At 29.3% G+C, this 18,126-nt stretch carries 17 protein-coding genes and 1 pseudogene; all 18 read left to right on the forward strand.

Translation table 11 applies throughout. The features are described from left to right. Nucleotides 1–48 precede the first annotated feature (48 nt). The 18 genes and pseudogenes from IR151_RS03065 (at nt 49) to IR151_RS03150 (ending at nt 18,051) form a co-directional block, all read left to right on the forward strand. Nucleotides 49–597 carry a hypothetical protein gene (locus tag IR151_RS03065; RefSeq protein WP_227433003.1) on the forward strand — a complete coding sequence of 183 codons (549 nt, stop codon included), beginning with the start codon at nt 49–51 and terminating at the stop codon, nt 595–597. Nucleotides 598–820: 223 nt separating this feature from the next. Then, a complete protein-coding gene (gene hisD, locus IR151_RS03070) occupies nt 821–2,086 on the forward strand; it encodes a histidinol dehydrogenase (protein ID WP_227433004.1) in 1,266 nt (421 codons plus the stop codon). Nucleotides 2,087–2,304: 218 nt separating this feature from the next. Then, nucleotides 2,305–3,399, forward strand: coding sequence for an ROK family protein (locus IR151_RS03075; RefSeq protein WP_227433006.1), 1,095 nt, complete (start codon nt 2,305–2,307; stop codon nt 3,397–3,399). A gap of 1 nt (nt 3,400) precedes the next feature. Further along, complete coding sequence (locus tag IR151_RS03080) at nt 3,401–4,351, forward strand: BadF/BadG/BcrA/BcrD ATPase family protein (protein WP_227433008.1); 951 nt, start codon at nt 3,401–3,403, stop codon at nt 4,349–4,351. Then, nucleotides 4,344–5,528: a hypothetical protein gene (locus IR151_RS03085; protein ID WP_227433010.1), complete on the forward strand. Its 1,185-nt coding sequence runs from the start codon at nt 4,344–4,346 to the stop codon at nt 5,526–5,528. The genes IR151_RS03080 and IR151_RS03085 overlap by 8 nt, the downstream gene beginning before the upstream one ends. Nucleotides 5,529–5,540: 12 nt before the next feature. After that, nucleotides 5,541–7,037 (forward strand): sugar ABC transporter ATP-binding protein, encoded by a 1,497-nt coding sequence (locus IR151_RS20350; protein WP_227433011.1) that lies wholly within the window; start codon nt 5,541–5,543, stop codon nt 7,035–7,037. Between the two features lie 24 nt (nt 7,038–7,061). Continuing rightward, nucleotides 7,062–8,012 (forward strand): ABC transporter permease, encoded by a 951-nt coding sequence (locus IR151_RS03095; RefSeq protein ID WP_227433013.1) that lies wholly within the window; start codon nt 7,062–7,064, stop codon nt 8,010–8,012. Between the two features lie 23 nt (nt 8,013–8,035). After that, nucleotides 8,036–8,998: a sugar ABC transporter substrate-binding protein gene (locus IR151_RS03100; protein ID WP_227433014.1), complete on the forward strand. Its 963-nt coding sequence runs from the start codon at nt 8,036–8,038 to the stop codon at nt 8,996–8,998. A gap of 368 nt (nt 8,999–9,366) precedes the next feature. Next, nucleotides 9,367–9,999: a YitT family protein gene (locus tag IR151_RS03105; protein WP_227433016.1), complete on the forward strand. Its 633-nt coding sequence runs from the start codon at nt 9,367–9,369 to the stop codon at nt 9,997–9,999. Between the two features lie 168 nt (nt 10,000–10,167). After that, a complete protein-coding gene (locus IR151_RS03110) occupies nt 10,168–10,311 on the forward strand; it encodes a hypothetical protein (RefSeq protein WP_227433018.1) in 144 nt (47 codons plus the stop codon). A gap of 23 nt (nt 10,312–10,334) precedes the next feature. Next, the gene (gene kdpF / locus IR151_RS20355) at nt 10,335–10,412 is read left to right on the forward strand and encodes a K(+)-transporting ATPase subunit F (protein ID WP_227433307.1); all 78 of its coding nucleotides are present in this window, start codon (nt 10,335–10,337) and stop codon (nt 10,410–10,412) included. A 45-nt stretch (nt 10,413–10,457) separates the two neighbouring features. Continuing rightward, complete coding sequence (kdpA, locus tag IR151_RS03120) at nt 10,458–12,134, forward strand: potassium-transporting ATPase subunit KdpA (protein ID WP_255621459.1); 1,677 nt, start codon at nt 10,458–10,460, stop codon at nt 12,132–12,134. Between the two features lie 24 nt (nt 12,135–12,158). Next, nucleotides 12,159–14,216: a potassium-transporting ATPase subunit KdpB gene (kdpB, locus tag IR151_RS03125; protein ID WP_227433019.1), complete on the forward strand. Its 2,058-nt coding sequence runs from the start codon at nt 12,159–12,161 to the stop codon at nt 14,214–14,216. 18 nt (nt 14,217–14,234) lie between these two features. Next, entirely contained in the window at nt 14,235–14,861 is a 627-nt protein-coding gene (locus IR151_RS03130) for a K(+)-transporting ATPase subunit C (RefSeq protein ID WP_227433020.1), read from the forward strand. Between the two features lie 237 nt (nt 14,862–15,098). Beyond that, nucleotides 15,099–16,007, forward strand: a complete 909-nt coding sequence (cysK, locus tag IR151_RS03135) for a cysteine synthase A (protein ID WP_227433021.1) — start codon at nt 15,099–15,101, stop codon at nt 16,005–16,007. A 26-nt stretch (nt 16,008–16,033) separates the two neighbouring features. Next, a complete protein-coding gene (epsC, locus tag IR151_RS03140; protein ID WP_227433022.1) occupies nt 16,034–16,624 on the forward strand; it encodes a serine O-acetyltransferase EpsC in 591 nt (196 codons plus the stop codon). Nucleotides 16,625–16,733: 109 nt separating this feature from the next. Further along, a pseudogene (locus tag IR151_RS03145) lies at nt 16,734–16,853 on the forward strand (cell wall hydrolase); the annotation flags it as partial. Nucleotides 16,854–17,397: 544 nt separating this feature from the next. After that, on the forward strand, nt 17,398–18,051 hold the full coding sequence (locus IR151_RS03150) for a hypothetical protein (RefSeq protein ID WP_227433023.1): 654 nt from the start codon (nt 17,398–17,400) through the stop codon (nt 18,049–18,051). Nucleotides 18,052–18,126: the final 75 nt, after the last annotated feature.

The following is an 18,126-nucleotide window of genomic DNA, read 5'->3' on the forward strand; positions in this document are numbered from 1 at the left end:
GAAACAAAACATCTCATAAAAAATTAAAATTAAAAGGAGATATGCTATATGGGAAATAATAAATGTTCAGGAGATTGGTATAGAAGAAGTTATTCTACATCAAGATGGTTCCAAGATGATAATAATTCATGGGATAGAGACAGAGATAGAGACAGAGATAGAGATTGTGACAGAGATAGAGACAGAGATAGAGATTGTGACAGAGATAGAGACAGAGATAGAGATAGAAATTGTGATAGATTTAGAAGAGAAGCAGAAAAAAGAGAAAGAGAAGCAAGAGAAGCATTCTGTGAAGCTGAAGAAAGAGGAAGAGAAGCAAGAAAATTTGAAAATGAAGCTAGAAAAATGTGGGAAAAAGCAGAAAAATCTTGGAATGAACACTCAGCTTATAATTATCAAGGTATAGAATCTCTAGAAGAGTCTAGAAGATTCTTTGACGAAGGTATGGAATGTGAAGCTAGAAGAAATGGAAACAACCATAATAACCATGATTGTGATAGATGTAGATGTCATAAGTGTAATTGTGACAGATGCAAATGTGACAAATGCAACAAATGCAAATGTGATAGATGTAATTGCAATTGCTGTAGAAGATAAAAAATTTCATTGACAAATTAATAGTTAAAATATATCATATTATGTATAATAAAGAGAAAATTCAGAAAGATTAACTGAAATATAGTATAGTTATTAGACAAATAGTGCTCAGTCAGTGAGGTGAGTACAATATGATTAAACTCCTATCCTCTAGTTATTGATAGAGGGTGGGAGTTTTTATTTATTGCTAGAATGATAACATTATAAAACTAGGAGGGAAAAGATGAAGATTATAAAAAAATCAAATATAAAAGAAAAGGTAGATGAAAAAATACTAAGAGAACAAGTAAGTTCTATAATAGAAGATATAAGAAATAATAAAGAGACTGCGTTGAAAAAATATAATGAAATGTTTGATAAAAACACAAGAGATGAATTCAGAGTTACTGAAGAAGAAATAAAAGAAGCCTATAAACATGTAGATGAGGAGTTTATAAACAATTTGAAAATTGCTGCTAAAAATATAAGCGAATTTGCAAAAGCCCAAAAGGCTAGTTTCGAAAATTCTTTTGAAAAGGAAATCTATCCAGGCGTTATTTTAGGTCAAACTAATATTCCTATAGAGTCATGCCTTGCATATGTTCCAGGTGGACAATATCCTTTATTTTCAACAGCTCTTATGCTTATAATACCTGCAAAAATTGCAGGAGTAAAAAGAATAGTGGCATGTTCACCAACTATGAAAAACACTAAAAATATAAATCCTAAAACATTAGTAGCTATGGATATAGCAGGAGCTGATGAAATATATGCAACTGGAGGAGTTCAAGCTATAGCAGCATTTACATATGGTACAGAAAAGGTTAAACCTGTTGATATAATTGTAGGACCAGGAAATAAGTTTGTAACAGAAGCTAAAAGACAATGTTATGGGCAAGTCGGAATTGATTTTGTAGCTGGTCCAAGTGAAGTTCTTATAATAGCTGATGAAACTTCAAATCCAGTCTATATTGCAGCTGACTTGTTGGCACAATGTGAGCATGATTTAAATGCAAGAGGTATATTATTAACTGATAGTTTAGAAATAGCACAAGAGGTTGAAAAAAATATGAAAATCATGTTAGAAGATTTACCAACAAAAGATATTGCATATAATTCATGGAAAAATAATGGTGAAATAATACTGGTTGATGATATAGATGAAGCAGTAAAAATAAGTAATTTTTATGCACCAGAACACTTAGAAATAGCAGTAAATAAATATGAAGAAATTTGTGATAAATTAACTAACTATGGCTCATTGTTTATTGGAAACTTATCTGCTGAGGTATTTGGTGATTATGTTTCAGGTACAAATCATACACTACCAACATTAAAAGCATCAAGATATACTGGTGGTGTTTGGGTTGGTACTTTTATAAAAACTTGTACAAAGCAAATATTAAATGAAAAAGCTATAAAAGTGTTAGCCCCTGTTGCAGAGAAGCTAGCAAAAGAAGAGGGATTATATGCACATGCAAAGGCAGCAGAAGTTAGATTTAAGAAGTAGATAAAGAGAGTTTTAATTGTTATAAAAATGTATACTGCAATAAAAAATAAAATTTTAGAAACAATTATTTATATTATAGTTGAGAATTTAAAAGAAATAAATTTAGAAATAACCTATTTTAAATTTATTTCTTTTTTATTGGAATAATATTGACAAATTTAACCTGTAACTATTATACTAAACTTAATAAATAAAGTTTATAAAGTAAGGTGTTGTTTATGAAAAATATAGTTGGAAAGCCACAAACGATAAAAAAAGTAAATGAAGACTTAATAAAAAATATTATAAAAAATGATGGACCTATAACAAAGCCAGAAATTTCAAGCATTACTGAATTGAGTTTAGCAACAGTTAATAAAATTGTAGAACAATTAGCTTTGAAAAATGAAGTGAAAGTAAGTGGATTAAATGAATCTACTGGAGGAAGAAGAGCTCAACTATTTGAAATAAATGCAGACTTAGAACATATAATAGCCTTGTATTATTATAGAAACAGCTGTATAGGAGTAGTTGCAAATTTATTAGGTGAAATAACTTATCAAGAAGAGTTCAATATAAGAATGGATACATATGAAAACGTTAACCAGGATACTTTTTTTGTTATAGATACTTTGATTGAAAAAGTAAGGGGAAACAATATAAGAGCGATTGGAATTGGTGTTCCAGGAGTTGTAAAAAAAGGTGTAGTCAAAAACATTCCAACAATAAAAAGTTGGGAAGGTATAGATTTAGAAAATTTAATAAAGAGTAAATATAACACTAAAGTATTTATAGAAAATGATACAAATATTACCACTATTGGAATTTATCAAAAACAGTACAAAGACGAATATAAAAATATGGCACTTATGTATTTAGATGATGGTATTGGCTCAGGTATAGTTATAAATGGTGAATTATATCTAGGTTCTACAAATTTTGCTGGTGAACTAAGCTATCTAAATATAGAGTTTAGCAAGTATAACTATGATAACTTAAATATTGAAGATTACATTATGAGTTTAAGAAAAAGATATTTAAAGAGCAAAGATAATAAATTTAAGAAAGAAATTTTATCTATAATATCAAATTTTGTAAGGACTCTTGTTTGTGTTTTAAATCCAGAAGCTATGATTATACAATGCAATATATTAACTAAAAGTGACATGGAATTTATAGAAGAAGATGTAAATAAAAGTGTTGGAGGAGAAAATTTCCCTAGACTAATAAAAGTGGAGTCATTGAGAGAGGGAAGTATAAATGGGGTAATTAGTATGTGTTTAAAAGAAACTGACTACCAATATTCCCTATCTAATAAAAAAGGAGGATATTAATGTGAAATATTTGATTTCAATAGATGGAGGGGGAACAAAAACAAAATTTTGTGTAAGTGATTTAGATGGAAATATACTTAAAGAACATACTACTGGTTCAACTAATTATAAGTCAGTTGGAGTTCAAAAAACATATGAAAATATTAATAATGGATTTGAGAAAATATTAAAAGATTTACATATTGACTATAACGATATTGAGTACACTGTATTTGGTATATCTGGATGTGATTCTCCAAATGATTATAATATTATAATGGATGAAATATTAAAAGTTGGGTTTAACAAAGAAAAAATATATTTAGTAAATGATGCAGTTTTAGCCTTTTATGCGCAAACTGATGCTCCTGGCTTAGTAATTGTAGCTGGTACAGGTTCAATTGTATTAGGAATTAGGGAAGATGGAGACATATATAGAGTTGGTGGATGGGGATATAATTTTAGCGATTTGGGTTCTGGATATGATATAGGAAGAAAAGTACTAAAGAAAGTTTTACTTTATTGTGATGAGTGCCATGAATATAGTGATTTATTTGATTGTGTTTTAGATTTCTTTAATGCAGATAGCTTTAAGAAACTTACATATATGATTACTGAAATAAATAACAATGTTGAAATAGCAAACTTAGCTTCATTAGTGATTGATTGTGCTGAACGAGATGATAAATTAGCTATTGAAATACTGAGAGAGTCATCGATTGAACTGTCCAAATTAGCTCAAGTAATATTAAGTAAAATATTTAATTCAATGAAAAACAATAAAAGTGAAATAGATATAGTTTTATCTGGTGGTACATTAAACAAAACTATATATGCTCAAATGTTAATGGACAACTTAAGGGAAGAAAATACAGATAAAAAGTTAAAATTTATACTTCAAGAAAATCAGCCAGTATATGGAGGGATAAGACTTGCTATGGCGTTAGCTAATAGGAGGGTCAAACATGGATAGGAAAAAAATAGTTGTACAAATCTTTACAGGTGGATTCAAAAATAAAGAAATAAAATTTAATGATATAAAATGTAAGCTATTAGAATTAATGGAATGTATTGATGTAGAAAAAGTCATTATGGGTTGGAGTGTAGACAAAGAACTATATGTAAAAACTAAAAAACTTTTAAAAAAATATAATGTTGAATTATATCTTTGGTTCCCATGTTTTTCGGAAGTAGGATTACTTGAAAAAAGTAATCTATTAGTTGATTATACTGGAAAAGAAGTTAAAGGATATGCATTACAAGAAGATGAAAACTTTGAATTTTATTGTCCAAATAATAAGGGAAATATAGAAAACATAAAGAAAATATATAGTACTTATTTTAGTGAAATTGAGTTTGATGGAATTTTTTTAGATAAGATAAGGTATGGCTCTTTTTCTAATAAATTAAATGGTGTTTTTAATTGTTTTTGTAAAGATTGTTTAGATATATATGAAAAAGATAATATTGATAAAAGGTCATTAATGATAGAAATGGATAATGTATCTAATGAAGTTATAGTTAGTGAAGATACTCCATTTGGTATAACAGAATACATTAATGGAAAATACAAATTTAAAAATAAAATATGGGAAGATTTTTTTGAAATGAAAAGTCAAAATATATATAACGCACTAGTGGATATAAGTAGTTATTTTAAAAGTAAAGGATTGAAAATAGGGATAGACACTTTTTCCCCTTTTATCTCTTACTTTGTAGGTCAAGATTTAGAAAAATTACAAGAAGTAGCAGATTTTATAAAACCAATGATGTATAGAATTACTAAAGCTCCAGCAGGTTTGCCATTTGAATTTGAAAGATTAATTGATGAATCAGTACATGAAAATAAAGAGATTGCAAAAAGAAATTTATTAGATATTTTAGGAATTAGAGAGTATGAAGGAGATATATATCCTATAAAATTTGTGCTAGAGGAAATCGATTTTATAACAAAAAATCTTATCAAAGATATATATGTAGGTATTGAAATAAATAAAAAAGAAATTATAGCTCCTGTTACACCTAAATATATAAGTGAAAATATTTCAAACATAAATAAGACAACAGTAAAAGGGTATGTACTATCTTGGGATTTGTTATCAGCACCAAAAGAAAATATTGATGAAGTTATAAATTGGTTTAGGAATTAGTGAGGTGATATAGTGAGTAAGATACTAAAAATACAACAAATATACAAAAGTTTTGGAAAGGTAGACGTTTTAAATGGTATAGATTTTGAACTAGAAAAAGGAGAAGTAAGAGCCCTTTTAGGAGCTAATGGAGCAGGAAAATCTACACTTATTAAGATTCTAGGAGGAGTCCATTCTCAAACTAAAGGTAAAGTGATTTTAGCTGGCAATGAAATAATGTTTAAAAACCCACATCATTCTAAAGAAAATGGTATTAGTATAATTTATCAAGAATTAAGTTTAATACCAACTCTTACAGTTATTGAAAATATTTTTTTAGGTAGAGAGACTTTAAAAGGAATTGTGTTTTTAAATAAGAAAGATATGCTAGAAGAATACATGAAAATTTGTGAAGATTTTGACTTTAATATAGACCCACATGTAGTAGTGTCTAATTTGAGTGTAGCAAATCAACAAATGGTTGAGATAATGAAAGCAGTTTCATGTAATTCTGAAATCATCATAATGGATGAACCTACAACATCACTTACTAATAATGAAAAAGAAGGATTATTTAAAATAATAAACAGATTGAAATCTAAAGGTAAGACTATAGTTTACATTTCTCATATACTAGAGGAAGTTTTTAAAATATGTGATAGTGCAAGTATAATGAAAAATGGAACTATGATTGGAACTTATGATGTAAAAGATTTAACTAAATTAAAAATAACTCAACTTATGACAGGAAATGATAATCACAAACTTATTGAGAAGAAGGATTATACATTCGCAAAATATGAAGAAGCTCCTGTATTAGATGTTAAGAATGTAAGTTGGTCTAATAAAATAAAAAATGTTTCATTTAAAGTTTATAGAGGTGAAGTTGTAGGTCTTGCAGGTCTTGTGGGTTCAAGAAGAACTGAAATTATAAATTTAATATTTGGGATAGATAATAAAGATAGTGGAGATATATTTATTAATGGTAAAAATGTAGATATAACTTCTCCTAAAGTTGCTATAAAAAATAAAATAGGGTTAATCCCTGAAGATAGAAAAAATCTTGGGCTAATTTTGGAACAAGCTATATATACTAATTCGGCATCAGTACAAATTGATAAATTTAAGAAATTCTTGTTTATAGATAAAAATAGAGAAATTGAGTTTTCTAAAAAGGGTGTCAATGAACTAGGAATAAAAGTTAGTGATGTAAAACAAGAAGTAAAAGAACTTAGTGGTGGAAATCAACAAAAAGTAGTAGTCTCTAAATGGTTAGACAAAGACTTAGATTTAATAATATATGACGAACCAACAAAGGGAATAGATATTGCTGCAAAAGAAGATATTTTTAATACAATAAAAGAATTTTCAAGTAAAGGGATAGGAGTAATCTTTATATCTTCTGATTTGGAAGAAGTAATAAGAGTAAGTGATAGAATTTTAGTGACAAGAGAAGGTTCTATTGTAGATGATTTAAAAAATGAGAATATAAAAGTTCAAGATATAATGAACAGTATATTTAATGTATAAAAGAAATGAAAATGGAGGACTGAGATGAAAAAAGCTTTTGAGAAATTGAATTTAAGAGATTATGGAGTATTACTAGGTTTTTTGGCTTTATGTATAGCGATAAGTGTTGCAACTCCATCATTTTTAGGTAAACAAAATATACTTAATCTTTTGCGACAATCTTCTATAATTGGAATAATTTCGGCAGGTATGACTTTTGTTATAATATCTGGAAACTTTGATATATCAGTTGGGGCAGTAGCAGCTCTTGCAGGTGCTATAACGATGAAATTTGCGACTGGTGGAACCAATTTATTTGTATCTATGCTTTTAGGTATAGCAATTTGTGCAGTAATAGGATTAATAAATGGGATAGTAGTTGCAAAGATAAATGTACCATCGCTAATAGCTACTATGGCTATGGTTACTATTGTAAGAGGATTGCTTTTGATGCTTACAGGAGGATATCCAATTACTGAAAATATACCAATACTCGATTATATTGGAAATGGATATTTATTTAATATACCAATACCAGTAGTAATTTTCTTTATAGTAGTACTAGTTGCATTTATTGTACTAAATAAAACTAAGTTTGGTAGATATGTTTATTCTGTAGGAGGTAATCAAGAAGCAAGTAAACTCAATGGTATAAATGTGGATTCCCATAAAATAAAAGTATTTATTATTAATGCTGTACTTGCAGGAATAGCTGGGATTGTACTAACTGGAAGACTTGGAACGGCAACTGCGATTGCAGGTGAAGGCTATGATATGGATGCTATTGCATCTGTTGTAATCGGAGGGACATCAGTAGCAGGAGGCTCTGGCTCTGTACTTAAAACTGTTATAGGTGTGTTACTTATGAGTGTTATAAACAACAGTTTTAATCTTCTTGGAATAGATGTATATTTCCAATACATATTTAAAGGTTTAATAATTTTAGCAGCAGTTGGATTTGATTCTTATAGCAAGAAAAAGCTTGCTTCAAGATAAAAAATAAGAGGGGGAAATTTTTTATGAGAAAATTAATGAAACATTTAGCATTATTACTATCACTTGTTATGATATTCAGTTTAGTTGGATGCTCAAATGATAGTGGAAAAGGAAAAGATGGAGAAAAAAAGATAGCCGTATTGTTGCCAGGTTCAACAGGTTATTTTGTAGCAACTAAACAAGGTATAGATGCAAAATCTAAAGAATTAGGTGTAAATGTAGAATATGCAGATGCTCAATGGGATGCTAGTAAACAATTATCACAAGCTGAAGATTTTATGGCTAAAGGAGTAGATATGATTGCATTATGTGGAGTTGATTCTGCTGTAAGCGAGAGAATAGTTAAGGCTGCTAATGATTCAGAAGTTCCTATAATAGCATTTACAAATTCTATAGGAAGTAACTCAACTGGAGAATTTAAAGGTTTAGTTACCTATATAGGGCAAAATGAGGAAGAAACAGGAGCATTAACAGGTAAAATTGCTAAAAACTTATTAGGAGAAGCTGGTGGAAAAGCTGTATTAATAGAAGGTGTTCCAGGAACTACTCCACAAGTATTAAGAAAAAAAGGTCTTGAAAAAGAATTAAAAGATAGTAACATACAAATAGTTTATAACCAAACTTCAAATTGGGAGAAAGAGCAAGCCTTAAAGGTAACAGAAGATTTAATTCAAAAGAAAACTGATTTTAATGTTATAATATGTCAAGATGATAACTCTGCTACAGGAGCAGGACAAGCTTTAAAAGATGCTGGTCTTAAAGATAAAGTTAAAGTTATAGGTTTAGGTGGAAGTAAAGACGGATTAAAAGCTGTAACTGATGGGTTAATAGATGGTACAACTTATATGTCTGCTGTTGAAGAAGGTGCATTAGTCATAGAAAAGGCATCTAATTTCCTTAAAGGCGAAAAAGTTGAACCTGTTACACAAATTAAACAAGTTGAAGTCAACAAGGATAATATTTCAGAATTTAAGGGTGAATGGTAAGATATTACATACATTAAAATTGAGAGAGTTACTTTATATAGTTTCTAAAGTAACTCTCTCTTTAAATTCAACCTAGTAATAAGTTATTGGATAGTATTTCTAAACAAATAAAAAATTAATATAAACAAAGACTTATTTATACTAAATTATAAGTCAAATTAATATAAACTTATGTAAAATGAGAAAACATTTAAAGTATTGAAAATACTAAGGTTCAAAAGAATTATTAAAAAAACATAAAAAAACATAAAAAAACTATTGAAAAAAATAAAAAAATTTTGTATAATTAAAGTTTTAAAAAGTGTGGTATACAAAGCCAATTCTTTTGTATATAATATATATAAATTAAGAAAAAGGAAGGGATATGTATGGCCAGGCGGTTATTTTTAGAAAGAATTGGACTTATATTATTAGGTTCAGCAATATTAGCATTTGGAGTTTATAATTTTTACTATCTAAACAACATAACAGAAGGTGGAGTGTTAGGTATTTTACTACTGTTAAAAAATTTATTCAACATACAACCAGCAATAGCAAATATTGTAATTGATGGTTTACTACTTTTAGTAGGATATAAATTTTTCGGTAAAAAATTCCTAATATATTCAATAGTAGCTTCTATAAGTTTTTCAGTATTATATGATTTATTTGAAGCTATAGGACCTCTTGTACCACAATCACAAAATATGCTTTTATCAACTATTTTGGCAGGTATAACTGTAGGAGTAGGAGTAGGGATAATAGTAAAAGCAGGTTGTGCATCGGGAGGAGACGATGCTTTAGCATTAGTAATTTCTAAGACTACATCTTTGAACATAGGGCAAGTTTATCTAGCAACAGATGTTATTGTATTGTTGTTATCATTAGTTTACCTATCCGCATTTGATATTTTTTATTCTTTAATTGCTGTTACGATTAGTGGTAAAGTAATTGATTTTATTTACTATCATGGTAAAAATTTAGATATGGATATGAGTAATGAAATAGTTCCAGAATGTTAATATAAACTAAATAACAGTATTTTTGAAAGGTGGCAAACGTGCCTCCTTTTTTTATGTCTAAATTAAGTAGAGAAGAGCTAATTTTATATTTATGCAATACTAATCAATAATAGATGTATCTTAACCCTATCTTTATACCTAAAATGATAAGATAAATGAAGTAGCAATATGAAACCAAAACGTATCAAAGAAACTAAAGTAAATGGAGGAGTCGAAATGTTAGATATAGTGATGATAGCGTCACTGGCTATAGGATTTATTTCCATGAAGTTGCTTGCTGGCTGGTGTGGGAAACAAACTGAAAAAAAATAATGTAATGTATGGAGGTATTACCTATGTGGTTTCTGGCAGTTGTAATTGTAATGTTGATAGTATATTTGGTGTATGCGCTTATTAATCCTGAAAAATTCTAAATAGTATAGAGGTAATAAGCAAGTTGAATTGGGGGGAAAATTTTTATGGTACAGATAGTAATAGTATTGGCGATATTTATGGTTTTAGTAATACCTATGGGTAAATATTTATATCATATATCCACTAATCAAAAAACATTTGGAGATAAAGTGTTTGATAAAATAGACAATGGCATATATAAGGTATGTAGCATAGATAAGAAAAAAGAAATGAATTGGAAGCAATATGCTTTAGCTTTATTAGTTACAAATGCAGTCATGGTGTTTATAGGATATGTAATACTTAGAACTCAGAGCATGCATATTTTTAATCCTAATGGAATTAAAGGTATGGAACAAAGTTTATCATTTAATACAATAATAAGTTTTATGACAAACACGAATCTTCAACATTACTCAGGTGAAACAGGGCTTTCATATCTTAGTCAAATGACAGTGATAATATACATGATGTTTACATCAGCAGCAACAGGATATGCAGCGGCCATGGCATTTGTAAGAGGGTTAGTAGGTAAAAAGAAAACATTAGGCAACTTTTATGTAGATTTAATTAGAATAACAACAAGAGTACTTTTACCAGGGGCTTTAATTGTTGGTATTATATTAGTTACACAAGGAGTACCACAAACTTTTGCTGGTACAGAAACAGTAACTACTATAGAAGGAAAATTTCAAGATATAGCTAAAGGTCCTGTGGCAGCACTTGAATCAATAAAACACTTAGGAACAAATGGAGGAGGATTTTTTGGTTCAAATTCATCACATCCATTTGAAAATCCAACAATAATATCAAATATAGTAGAGATGTTATCTATGATGATATTACCAGGAGCTTGTGTTGTTGCATTTGGACATATGATAAAGAATAAAAAACAAGGTTGGGTTGTATTTGGTGCAATGTCAATCATATTTTTAATAGGTTTAATGGTTTGTTTTAGAGCAGAAAGTGCAGGAAATCCTATCTTATCACAATTAGGACTTAATCAAAGCATGGGAAGTATGGAAGGTAAAGAAGTTAGATTTGGTATAGCTCAATCAGCATTGTTTACGACAGTGACAACTTCCTTTACAACTGGTACAGTTAACAATATGCATGATACTTTAACTCCTCTAGGAGGATTAGTACCACTTTTAAATATGATGTTAAATGTCGTATTTGGTGGTAAAGGTGTAGGTCTTATGAATATGCTAATGTACGCTATAATAGCAGTATTTTTATGTGGATTAATGGTAGGAAGAACACCAGAATTCTTAACTAAGAAAATTGAAGGAAAAGAAATGAAGCTTATAGCTTTACTTATTATATTACATCCACTTTTGATACTTATGTTCTCTGGACTTGCAGTAGCACTACCAGCAGGTCTTGAGGGAATTTCAAATCCTGGATTCCATGGATTATCACAGGTTTTATATGAGTTTGCATCTTCAGCAGCTAATAATGGCTCAGGATTTGAAGGTTTAGGAGATAATACTATGTTCTGGAATATAACAACAGGTATAGTTATGTTTTTTGGAAGATATGTGTCTATTATAATATTACTTGCAATATCAAGTTTATTAGCATCTAAGAACTCTGTAAATGAAAGCATAGGAACACTTAGAACTGATAATTTCACATTTACAATAATTTTAGTATTGGTTGTTTTAATTGTTGGTGCTTTAACATTTTTCCCAGCCTTAGCGCTTGGACCTATTTCAGAGCATCTAGTATTATGGCACTAAAAAATTGGGAGGGAGTAAAATTTTATGGAAACTAAAAAAACAAAGTTTATTACAAAAGATATTTTCAAAACTTCCATTATAGAAGCTTTTAAAAAATTAAATCCTAAATATATGATGAAAAATCCAGTTATGTTTGTTGTAGAGATTGGATTTATAGTAACTTTGATACTTACAGTAGTACCTAGTTTGTTTGGAGATGAAGGTAATAACTTAAGAGCTTATAATGGGATTGTAACAATAATACTATTTATAACTGTTCTTTTTGCAAATTTTGCTGAAGCTGTAGCTGAAGGTAGAGGAAAAGCACAAGCAGATACATTAAAGAAAACTAGAAAAGATACAGTTGCAAGAGTTTTAGATAAATTAGGAAATGAAAAAATGATAAGTGCAAGCGAGCTAAAACTGGGAGATATTGTTTTAGTCAATGCAGGAGAAGTTATTCCAAATGATGGAGAAGTAATAGAAGGTATAGCTTCTGTAGATGAGTCAGCAATAACTGGAGAATCTGCACCTGTTATGAGAGAATCTGGAGGAGATTTCGCTTCTGTTACAGGAGGAACTACAGTTGTAAGTGACTGGCTAAAAATAAAAATAACAACAAAACCAGGAGAATCCTTCTTAGATAAAATGATAGCTCTTGTAGAAGGAGCTTCAAGACAAAAAACACCAAATGAAATTGCTTTAAATACTTTATTGGTGGGATTAACACTTATATTTATGGTTGTTTTAATCTCTCTTTATCCAATGGCAAATTATGCAGGTGTAAAGATTCCAATTTCTACTATGATAGCACTTTTGGTGTGTTTAATACCAACTACTATAGGTGGATTATTGTCAGCTATTGGTATTGCAGGTATGGATAGAGTAACTAGATTCAATGTTATTGCAATGTCAGGAAAAGCAGTAGAAGCTTGTGGTGATGTTGATACTATGATTTTGGATAAGACAGGTACTATTACTTATGGAAATAGACTTGCATCAGAATTTATAGCAGTTGGAAATGCAGATTCAAAAGATTTAATAAACTATGCTGTTATGTGCTCATTAAAAGATGACACACCAGAAGGAAAGTCTATAGTTGATTTAGGGATAAAACTAGGTTCAACAGGAAAAACAAAAGAGGCCGAAGAAGCTGAGTTTGTAGAATTCTCTGCACAAACTAGAATGAGTGGTATAAATTTATCTGATGGAACAGCTATTAGAAAAGGGGCTTATGACAGTATAATAAATCGAGTAAAATCTTATGGTGGATTAGTACCAGACGATTTAGAAGAAAGTGTAAATCGAGTAGCAAAATTAGGTGGTACACCTCTAGTAGTGTGTGTCGATAATGAGATATACGGTATTATCTACTTAAAGGATACAGTAAAATCAGGTCTTGTAGAAAGATTTGCTAGACTTCGTGAGATAGGAATAAAGACAATCATGTGTACAGGAGATAATCCTTTAACAGCAGCTACAATTGCAAGAGAGGCTGGAGTAGATGGATTTATTGCAGAATGTAAACCAGAAGATAAGATAGAGGCAATAAAAAAAGAACAATCTGAAGGTAAAATAGTTGCTATGACAGGGGATGGAACAAATGATGCTCCTGCACTTGCTCAAGCAGATGTGGGTCTTGCTATGAATAGTGGTACAACATCTGCAAAGGAAGCAGCAAACATGGTAGATTTAGATTCAGACCCAACTAAAATATTAGAAGTGGTTGAAATTGGAAAACAGCTTTTAATAACACGTGGTGCTTTAACAACATTCAGTATAGCAAATGATATTGCAAAATACTTTGCAATTATACCAGCTATATTTACCCTTGCAATACCTCAAATGGAGATATTAAATATAATGAAGCTTTCTACATCATTTAGTGCGATATTATCAGCTTTAATATTTAATGCTATAATTATCCCATGTTTAATACCTCTTGCTATGAAAGGGGTAAAATATAGACCTATGAAATCGCAAGCTATGCTAATGAGAAATATGCTTATTTTTGGTCTTGGTGGGGTTATAGTACCATTTTTAGGAATAAAAGTAATTGATTTATTAATTACACCTTTAGTAATGGTTCTTAATTTAGGTTAATAAATGGAGGATATAAAAATGAAAACATTAAAACCAGCATTGCTTGTAAGTCTTGTATTGTTATTTGTTTGCGGACTTGTATATCCACTTGTTTTAACAGGCGTAAGTCAAGTTGCATTTAAAGATAAAGCTAATGGAAGTATGATAGAAGTAAATGGCGTAAAGGTTGGTTCAGAGCTTATTGGTCAAAGTTTTACAGATGCAAGATTTTTTAAGGGAAGAGTTTCATCAGTAAACTATAATACTTATACAAAAGAAGATTTAATACCAGATAAGGATGGAAATACAGTTTATGGCGGTGTTTCATCGGGTTCTTTTAATTATGGAGCAACTAATCCAGAGCTTCATGATAGAGTTCAAAAAGACATTGAACAGTTTTTGAAGGATAATCCAGGTGTAAAAAAAGAAGATATACCAACAGATTTGCTTACAGCATCAGGTTCAGGACTTGACCCTAATATAAGTCCCGCTTCTGCAAAAGTTCAGATACCTGCTATAGCAAAAGTATCAGGAATATCAGAGAGTAAATTACAAAAAATTGTAGATGATAATACTTCAAAAAAACTTTTCGGAGTTTTAGGTGAAGATAGAGTTAATGTGTTAAAGGTTAATGTAGAGGTTGCAAAAATATTAGGTCTTATATAGTATTTCGTAGAATTTTTGTAGTGAAGTATTGTATATGACTTAGCATAAAGCTTGAAGTTTGAAGAGTGGAAATCGATAATGATTTTCACTTTTTTTGTTTGAATATTACTAATATTAGAAATAAAACAATTGAAGGGATAAAATCCAAAAAAAGGTTGCATTATCAAAATGATAATACTATAATATATTTATCGTTATCAATTTGATAATAGAATTGGACATATAGGAGGAAGTAGTATGTTATATAATAACGCATTAGAGTTGATAGGAAACACACCTGTAGTAAGGTTGAATAATTTAGGATGTACTAACGGGTGTTCTAACATATATGTAAAATTAGAAAAAGTAAATCCAGCAGGAAGTATAAAAGATAGAGCAGTTTATGAAATGCTAGAAGGATTAGAAAAAAGAGGAGAATTAAAAAAGGGTGATGTACTAGTAGAAGCAACTAGTGGCAACACTGGTATTGCATTATCCATGATAGGAAGATTAAAAGGATATGAAGTAGTAATAGTAATGCCAGAGACTATGAGTATCGAGAGACGAGATTTAATGAAGGCTTATGGAGCAAATTTAGTACTTACAGATGGAAAAGCTGGAATGTCAGGCTCTATAGAAAAAGCAAATGAACTATTGAGAGAAAATCCAAACTATAAAAGTTTGAAACAATTTGAAAATAAAGACAATCCAAATGCACATTATAAAACAACAGCAGTTGAAATTATGAATGATGTTAGAGATTTAGATATATTTGTATGTGGAGTTGGAACAGGTGGTACTTTAATAGGGACTGCAAGATATTTAAAAGAGCAAAATCCAAATATAAAAGTAGTTGCACTTGAGCCAAAAAAATCTCCAGCTATATCAGAAAATAAAACTGGACCTCATAAAATACAAGGAATAGGAGCTAACTTTGTTCCTGAAAATTATGATTCTAGTGTAGTTGATGAAGTAATATTAGTTGATGATGAAGATGCTTTTGATACAGTTAAATTACTTGCATCAAAGGAAGGGATTTTGGTAGGTATATCTTCTGGAGCAAATATATTTGGAGCTATGGAAATGGCGAAAAAATATCCAAATAAAAAAATAGTAACAGTAGCTCCAGATGGAGTAGATAAATATATGTCCATGGGAATATTTTAATAATTTTATTTGAGGGAGTGAATACTTTGTTTAAAAAAATAAATAAAGATATTGAATATATAATGAAGAATGATCCAGCAGCTAGATCTAAGATAGAAGTTTTTTTACTATATCCATCAGTGCATGCAATGATAATGCATAGAATAGCTCATTTTCTTTATAAGAAGAAGATGCTTTTTTCAGCTAGATTAATATCCCAGATATCCAGATTTATGACTGGTATAGAAATACATCCTGGAGCTAAAATGGGAGAAGGTATTTTGATAGACCATGGAATGGGTGTTGTAATTGGCGAAACAGCTGAAGTGGGAAATAGAGTAACAATATATCAAGGAGCTACTTTGGGTGCTACAGGAAAGGATACTGGCAAGAGACATCCAACTGTTGGCGATGATGTATTAATTGGAGCTGGAACAAAAATACTAGGACCTTTAAATATCGGTTCTAATTCAAAAATAGGTGCAAATTCAGTTGTTGTTAAAGATGTACCTAATGGAGCCACAGTTGTTGGTATACCAGCAAAAATAGTGAAAATAAGAAATCTAGAACCTGTAAAAAAGAATAAAAGAGAAGTATCCTACGAATACGAAGAGTTAGACAATGTATATTATATATAGTCATAGTGATGTTATAGAATATGAACTTTTGGAAAATGGTGAAACTGTGACTAAAGGTGGGATAGGAAGAGCTTTAGCAGAAGGAGTTTTATTTGGAGGAGTAGGTGCTGTTGTTGGTGGTGGAGCATGTGAAAAGATAGGTTCTATGACTAAAGAAAAATTCACTATGATAAAGGGGAATGATAGGTTTGATACGCTTTACAAAGCATTAGATTTCATAAATAGATAATATTTTAAAATATATAAGGTATTTGTATAAATTATTACTATTTGATGAAAAAAAATAATTTTTTAAAAATATTAGCCAGTTTTGCGTGTTTATTGACTAGTTATGCAGATTTCTTGTAAATCTATCTCTATAGTGCTAGGATATGATTAAATATAAGATAATTGAAGGGGTATAATTGTATAAATTTTAATAAAATAACATCTATGTCATTAGCAACAATTAGTATTTTAGCATTATCGTTTTCTAATCTGGTTATTTCAAACGCAATGGAAAAGGACATAAATTTAAAAAACGAGAAAATATTAGACTTGAGAATGGAGATACAATAAGCATTTCTGGGAATACAAGTACATGGAAGGGTAAATGGTTTATAGATGGAAGAAATTATGATTTTGCAGATGTATTAAGCAAGTATTCTGGTATTTTTATATCTCAACATATGTAATTAATGTATGTTTTAAAGTAATTATATGAATGGTTTTAAAACTAACATATAATTACTTTTTTAATATAAGAATAAATTTATTTTGGAGAGGTAAATATAATGAAAATTTCTAGTCAATATAGAAGCCAATATTTATTAAATAATGAAAGTAACATAAAAAATACAAAAAAAAATACAAATATTATTAAGAAAAATGAAACTATAGAAAAAAATAATTATTTATCTAATATCATGAAACAAAAACAAGAACTTGATAATAGAATTAAAGATTTAAAAGATAAACAAGAACTTTATGCTAAAAAAATAAATGAAGCAATCAGAAATTTATTTAAATCAGAAGAAGAAAATAAAAATAGTAATGTAGAAGAAGAAAATAAAAATACTATTTTGGAAGAATATCCAATTTCTCTAAATACAGGAGAAAAAGAGGAATCATTAAATACAGATGAACTTAATGATAAAAATGAAGAAAAGGTAGAAGAATTAGATCAAAAAGGCGTCGATAATGAAAAAGAGTCAGAAGAACTAGAACAAAAACATATTGATAAAGAAGATAAAGAACTTGAAAATTTATTTTTAGAAGGTAAAACTCGCGAAGAACTTGAAAATATGCTTAAAGATTTTATGAGTATGACTCAAGAGGAAATAAAGAAAATTGAGTCAAGAATAGAAAAGTTAGATAAAGATGCTGAAAAATACAAGAAAAATCAAAATATTAATGGGCAAAAAAATTATATAGATACTTTAATTTAAAGACCCCCCAATAAAATCAGGTATATTTTAGAAGGTAGCAACTAGTTAGTTGTTACCTTCTTTTGCTATTAATCC

This window comes from Clostridioides sp. ES-S-0006-03 (assembly GCF_020662275.1).
GTDB lineage: Bacteria > Bacillota > Clostridia > Peptostreptococcales > Peptostreptococcaceae > Clostridioides.